This is a genomic window from Protofrankia coriariae, assembly GCF_001017755.1.
Lineage (GTDB): Bacteria > Actinomycetota > Actinomycetes > Frankiales > Frankiaceae > Protofrankia > Protofrankia coriariae.
This window is the reverse complement of record NZ_JWIO01000004.1, coordinates 189,811-195,148: the sequence shown is the minus strand read 5'-3', so window position 1 is coordinate 195,148 and position 5,338 is coordinate 189,811. Positions and strand designations below refer to the sequence as shown.

Genomic DNA, 5,338 nt, shown 5'->3' with positions numbered 1-5,338 from the left:
GGGCTCGAGCCAGCCGAGTATCTCGGTGGCGGTGATGCCGTGCCGTCGCTCGTCGCGGGGGAGGACGACCGCGACGGCCGTCGTCGACGCGGGCAGGCTGTCCACGGCCGCGCCGGCGGTGACCCGTGAGGAGACCGTGACCAGGCGGTCCGCCCAGCCGGGGACGCGGCTGACCGCCTGGCGCACCGTCGGCTCGGAGTCGGCGTCGTCGTCCTGCTCCTCCAGGAACCCCAGTCGCCGCAGCCAGTCGTCGCTGAACACCGTCGACAGGTAGGAGCGGCCCGAATCGGGCAGCAGGACCACGACGAGATCGTCCGGGCCGAGCGTACGGGCGACCCGCAGCGCGGCGGCGACGGCGGCGCCCGAGGACGGGCCGGCGAGCAGCCCCTCCTGCCTGGCCAGCCGCCGCGCGGTCAGGAGCGACTCCCGGTCCGGTATCCGCTCGAAGCGGTCGACCACGTCGCGGTGGTAGGACTGCGGCCAGATGTCCTCCGCCGTCTCGGGGTGCAGGAAGTGGCCGATGCTCTCGACGTAGTAGGCGCTGCCGTCACCGCCGGAGTAGACCGACGTCTCGGGGTCGGCGCCGACGACGGTGACCCGGCCCGCCGAGGCCCGTTTGAGGAACTCGCCCGTGCCGCTGATGCTGCCTCCGGTGCCGACACCGGCCACGAAGTGCGTCACCCGCCCGCCGGTCTGCCGCCAGATCTCCGGCCCGGTCGTGCGCAGGTGGGCCGCGGGGTTCGCCGGGTTGTCGTACTGGTCCGCCAGCCACGCGCCCGGGATCCGCTCCGCCAGGCGGCGCACCACGTTGAGCAGGTGGTCCGGGTGCTGCTTGGGGAACCTGGTGGAGGCGATCACGACTTCGGCGCCGTAGGCCCGCAGGATGTCCACCTTCTCCCGGGCCGACCTGTCGGACACCCCGGCGATCACCCGGTAGCCCCGCTGCCGGCCGACGATCGCCAGGCCGATCCCGGTGTTGCCGGACGTGGCCTCGACGATCGTCCCGCCCGGCCGCAGCAGCCCGTCGTGTTCGGCCTGCAGCACCATGGACAGCGCCGCCCGGTCCTTCACGCTGCCCCCGATGCTGAGGAACTCCGCCTTCGCGTAGATGGGCGTCGCGATCCCGCGGCCGAGCCACGGCAGCCGGAACAGCGGGGTCTCGCCGATCGCGTTGAGGACCGACTCGTAGACGGTCATGAGGCTCGTACGTCCTCACCGGTGAGCAGCTTCTGGAAGCAGCGGGAATAGGTCAGCGCCTCGTATGGTGGGAAGATCGGGATACGGGTGTAGCCGGCTCTGGCGTACAGCCGCTCCGCGTCCGGCTGCCGGTCGCCGGTCTGCAGCACGATCCGTCCCGCGCCCAGGTCCCACGCCGCCTGTTCGACCGCCGCCAGCAGCCTGGTCGACACCCCCCGGCCGCGATGCGAGGGGGCGACGTACATGCCCTTGAGTTCCAGGTCGTCCCCCAGCCAGCGCAGCGCGGCATGCCCGACCGGTAGCCGGTCGGCGGTGTAGGCGACACCGGTGTAGGCGACCGTCTCCGTCACGACGGCCCGGCCGGCCGACGGCGGCCGGGTGGCCAGCCGGTCGGCATAGCGCAGATGCAGCTCCGCGGCCATCGCGTTGCGCACTGCCGCCGCCGTCGGGTCGTCCCAGTTGACGCTCTCAACGTTGACGCTCTCAGCGTTGACGCTCTCAATGTCGACGCTCTCAGCGCCGACGCTCTCAATGTGGATCGTTGGTTCGGGTGCCACGCCTGGCTCCAACTCGATGAGGGGCCGCACGCCGGCCGCACGAGGGGATCGGTGCGTCCAGTATTCCCAACTTTATCGGTCGACAGATGGGAAATGCCCTGACGGGCGGCCACCGGTTCACCCCGGTGCGTAGGACCGGGCCGGCGGCCGAGGCGAACTCGATGCCGGCGCGGGGTGGCGCGCCAGAGAGCGGTCCCTCCCCGAAGGGGGAATCCCAGCGGCGGATCACATCAGTGATCACACTGGCGATCATCGTGGGAATCACCGCGGGGGCCGCGGTAAGAGCCGCGGTGAGGATCGCGGCAATGATCACGGTGGGGATCGCATACGCCCGTCGGGTCACCAGGCGCCGCCCGCGTTCCCGCGCCCCGTTCGGCGCCGCGTCGTGGCGGCCTTCACCTCCTTCCGCCATCGTCTCCGTCCGCCTCCCGTGGCGCGGAACAGTTAAGCAAATCTCCGGCAATTCGGTAGGCAAAGCCGCTTGTTTCACCGGGTGGCGACGGACAGTGTTGTTCGCTGGCTACCTTCTGCCGGGCGGTTCTCCAGTCGGGCGGCGCGGTCTGATGCCGCCCGGCCTCATCCAAGAAAGACTCCGATAAAGACGAGGTAACAGATCTGGTGGCTTATCAACTCGATCGCCGTGGTTTTCTGGGGCTGGGCGCCGCCGCGCTGGGATCGGGACTGCTCGCGGCGTGTGCCGGGGACGGTGACGGGCCGAGCGGCTCGAGCGGCTCGAGCGNGCGGCTCGAGCGCGAGCGCCGCCGGCCCGACGGGCGCGCCGGTCCGGGGCGGCACGCCCGTCTTCTCCGACAACGAGCCGGTGCCGAGCTGGCAGAACCAGCGGCTCGGCAGTTTCAGCTCGGACAACCTGGTCTTCCCGGTGCAGATCTATCTGCTCCACTACGACACCGGCGCGAAGCGCCTCGAGCCCTGGGTCGCCTCGTCCTGGACCAAGAACGACGAGAACATCGAGTTCACCTTTACCATCCGGCCTGGTATCACCTTCAGTGACGGCACCCAGCTGACCCCGGAGGCCGTCGCCCGCAACTTCGACGTGTTCGGCCACGGCGACGAGAAGCGCCGCATCCCGGTACACGCGCAGCTCTCCCGCGGATACGACCATGCCGAAGTCGACGGCGACAAGGTCAGGATCGTGTTGTCCGCGCCCAACCAGCAGTTCCTGGTGGACACGACACGGATCAACTCAGGGCTGGTCGCCGCCCGGACCCTCGACCTCGAGTTCGAGGAGGCGGGCATCCCCAAGAACGTCATCAGTGCCGGGCCGTTCGTCTTCGAGTCCCAGGTGCCCAACCAGCAGGTGACGCTCCGCCGGCGCGAGGACTTCACGTGGGGGCAGCCGAGCTCTCCGAACAAGGGCGCGGCCTATCTGGAGAAGATCATCTGGAGGGTGCTGCCGGAGGTCGGGCTGCGGACGGGCGCGCTGCGTTCCGGCCAGGTCGACGTCGTCCGCAGCATCCAGCCGTCCGACGAGGAGGCGCTGCTGGCGGAGGGCTACCGGATTCTCGCGCCGCAGCCGCCGCTCGGCGCGGTCAACGCGGCGAACTTCCGGATCTCCAACCCGCTCGTCTCCGACGAGAGGGTACGCAGGGCGCTCCGGATCGGCACCAACCTGCGAGGGCTGCAGGAGACGGCGCTCACGCCCAGGTACCTGGTGTCGACGTCGCTGCTCCACACGGCCAACCCGAACCACTCGGACCTGTCGGGCCTGTTCGCCTTCGACCTGACCAGGGCGCGTGCCCTGCTCGACGAGGCCGGCTGGGCCCAGGGGCCGGACGGCGTGCGCGCCAGGGACGGCCGCTGCGCCTGACCGTGCCGCTGAGCGCCCAGCAGGTCGCTCTCGGCCCGACCTGGGAGTACATCGCCCAGCAGTGGCGCACGGACCTCGGCGTCGTTCTCGACGTCCGCAACGACCCCTCGTTCGCGGCCGCCTCCAACACCGACGTCAACGTGCCGATCACGCTGAGCCGGACGTCCATCGTCTCGCTCGGCCAGCAGTACGCGGCGAAGAACAACACCTCGTTGCTGGCCTCGCCCCCGGAGGTGGCAGCCCTGTACGACCAGGAACTGCACGCCAGGGACGACGAGGCATTCCGCGAGATCCAGGAGAAGGGGCAACGCGTGATCCTCGAGAAGGCGTACGCGATCCCCACGTTCGAAGAAACCCAGATCTATGGAGAGTCACAGAAGGTGGCGCTGAGCTTCCACGCCCAGGAGAACCCCGACTTCCTCAACGTCTGGAAGCAGCCGTGACCGGGCGCCGCCTGCACCTGAGCGTGCGGATCAACAGCACCGGGACGGCCACCAACTCGGGGTCCTGGCCTGGCACGAAGTGGAACCGGTTCAACGACTTCGACCACTATGTGCAGTCGGCGCGGATCGCCCGCGCGGGTGTGTTCGACGCAGTGTTCGTGTCCGACCACCCCGCGCTCAGCCGCGACCCCCGCAGCCGCCCCATCCACTCCTTCGACCCGATCGTGCTGTTCACGGCTCTCGCGGCGCGGGTCCCGGACATCGGGTTCCTGCTCACCGCGACCTCGTCGTACAACTCGCCGTACAACCTGGCGCGCCGGCTCGCGACGCTGGATGCGATCTCCGGCGGGCGCGTCGCGTGGAACGCGGTGTCGACGTTCAACCCGGACGTGGCGGCGAACTTCAGCGCGGATCCCCTGCCGGGGCGGGCGGAACGCTACCGGCGCGCGCACGAGTTCCTCGACGTGGTCAAGCGGCTCTGGCTGAGCTGGGACGCCCCCGGCCCCGACGCGCCAACAGACACGCTGTGGGATGAGACGACCGCGCGTCGCATCGATCATCACGGCGACTTCTTTCACGTCGCCGGCCCGCTGAACGTCCCGATCGGCCCGCAGGGACACCCGGTGATCGCCCAGGCCGGTGCCTCCCCGCAGGGCGTCGACCTGGTGGCAAGGCACGCCGAGATCATCTACGCTTCGCTCCTGCACAGGTCGGCGGCGCTCGGCTTCGGCGCGGCAGTGCGCGAGCGCGCCGCGGGCTACGGCCGGGATCCCGACTCGATCCGAATCCTTCCCGGTCTGACCGTCATCGTCGGCGACACCCGCGAGGAGGCGTACCGCAAGCACGAGGCGCTGCACGGGGTGCGCGGGGAGGACGGGCTGATCGCCGACTTCGCCAGGCGCACGGCACTGTTCGACATCACCGAGAAGCTCGACCCCGACAGGCCGCTGCGCCCCGAGCTGTTCGGCTACACCGAGACCCAGAACCGGCCGGTCGGGTTCGTCAGGTCGTTCGCCGAGCTGACCGCGGCTGAGGAGATCACCCCACGCCAGCTGGTCCGGCGGGTCGAGGGCGGCCACCGCCTCGCGATCGGCACGCCGCGAGAGGTCGCGGACAGCATCCTGGAATGGTGGAGCGAAGGGGCCGTGGACGGATTCAACATTCACATCCCGGTCCTGCCCGAGGGCATCGCCGAGTTCAACCGCGAGGTCATCCCGCTGTTGCAGACGGCGGGCGCGTTCCCGACGGCCTACGACGGCTCGACCATCCGCGAGCGGCTGCAACTGCGTGACCCGCGGGCGGCCCGCGGCGCG

At 70.2% G+C, this 5,338-nt stretch carries 5 protein-coding genes (1 of these 5 cut by a window edge); 3 read left to right on the top strand and 2 right to left on the bottom strand.

Annotation, left to right across the window (positions count from 1 at the left end):
- On the bottom strand, positions 1–1,197 hold the 5' portion of the coding sequence (locus tag FrCorBMG51_RS04610; protein WP_157180386.1) for a PLP-dependent cysteine synthase family protein. It extends 384 nt beyond the left edge of the window; 1,197 of the gene's 1,581 nt are visible here — the first part of the coding sequence; the start codon lies at positions 1,195–1,197; the stop codon falls past the left edge of the window.
- Entirely contained in the window at positions 1,194–1,754 is a 561-nt protein-coding gene (locus tag FrCorBMG51_RS04605) for a GNAT family N-acetyltransferase (RefSeq protein WP_235433308.1), read from the bottom strand. Before FrCorBMG51_RS04605 ends, FrCorBMG51_RS04610 begins: the two co-directional genes overlap by 4 nt.
- Positions 1,755–2,574: 820 nt before the next feature.
- Between FrCorBMG51_RS04605 and FrCorBMG51_RS04600 the strand changes: the two genes are divergently transcribed.
- From FrCorBMG51_RS04600 to FrCorBMG51_RS04595, 3 genes are all read left to right on the top strand, one after another.
- Positions 2,575–3,582 (top strand): ABC transporter substrate-binding protein, encoded by a 1,008-nt coding sequence (locus FrCorBMG51_RS04600; RefSeq protein WP_047221835.1) that lies wholly within the window; start codon positions 2,575–2,577, stop codon positions 3,580–3,582.
- 2 nt (positions 3,583–3,584) lie between these two features.
- On the top strand, positions 3,585–4,025 hold the full coding sequence (locus tag FrCorBMG51_RS26220; protein WP_076843249.1) for a periplasmic substrate-binding domain-containing protein: 441 nt from the start codon (positions 3,585–3,587) through the stop codon (positions 4,023–4,025).
- Positions 4,022–5,338 (top strand): NtaA/DmoA family FMN-dependent monooxygenase (locus FrCorBMG51_RS04595; RefSeq protein WP_200902325.1); only part of this gene is annotated, 1,317 nt, incomplete at its 3' end. The genes FrCorBMG51_RS26220 and FrCorBMG51_RS04595, both read left to right, overlap by 4 nt.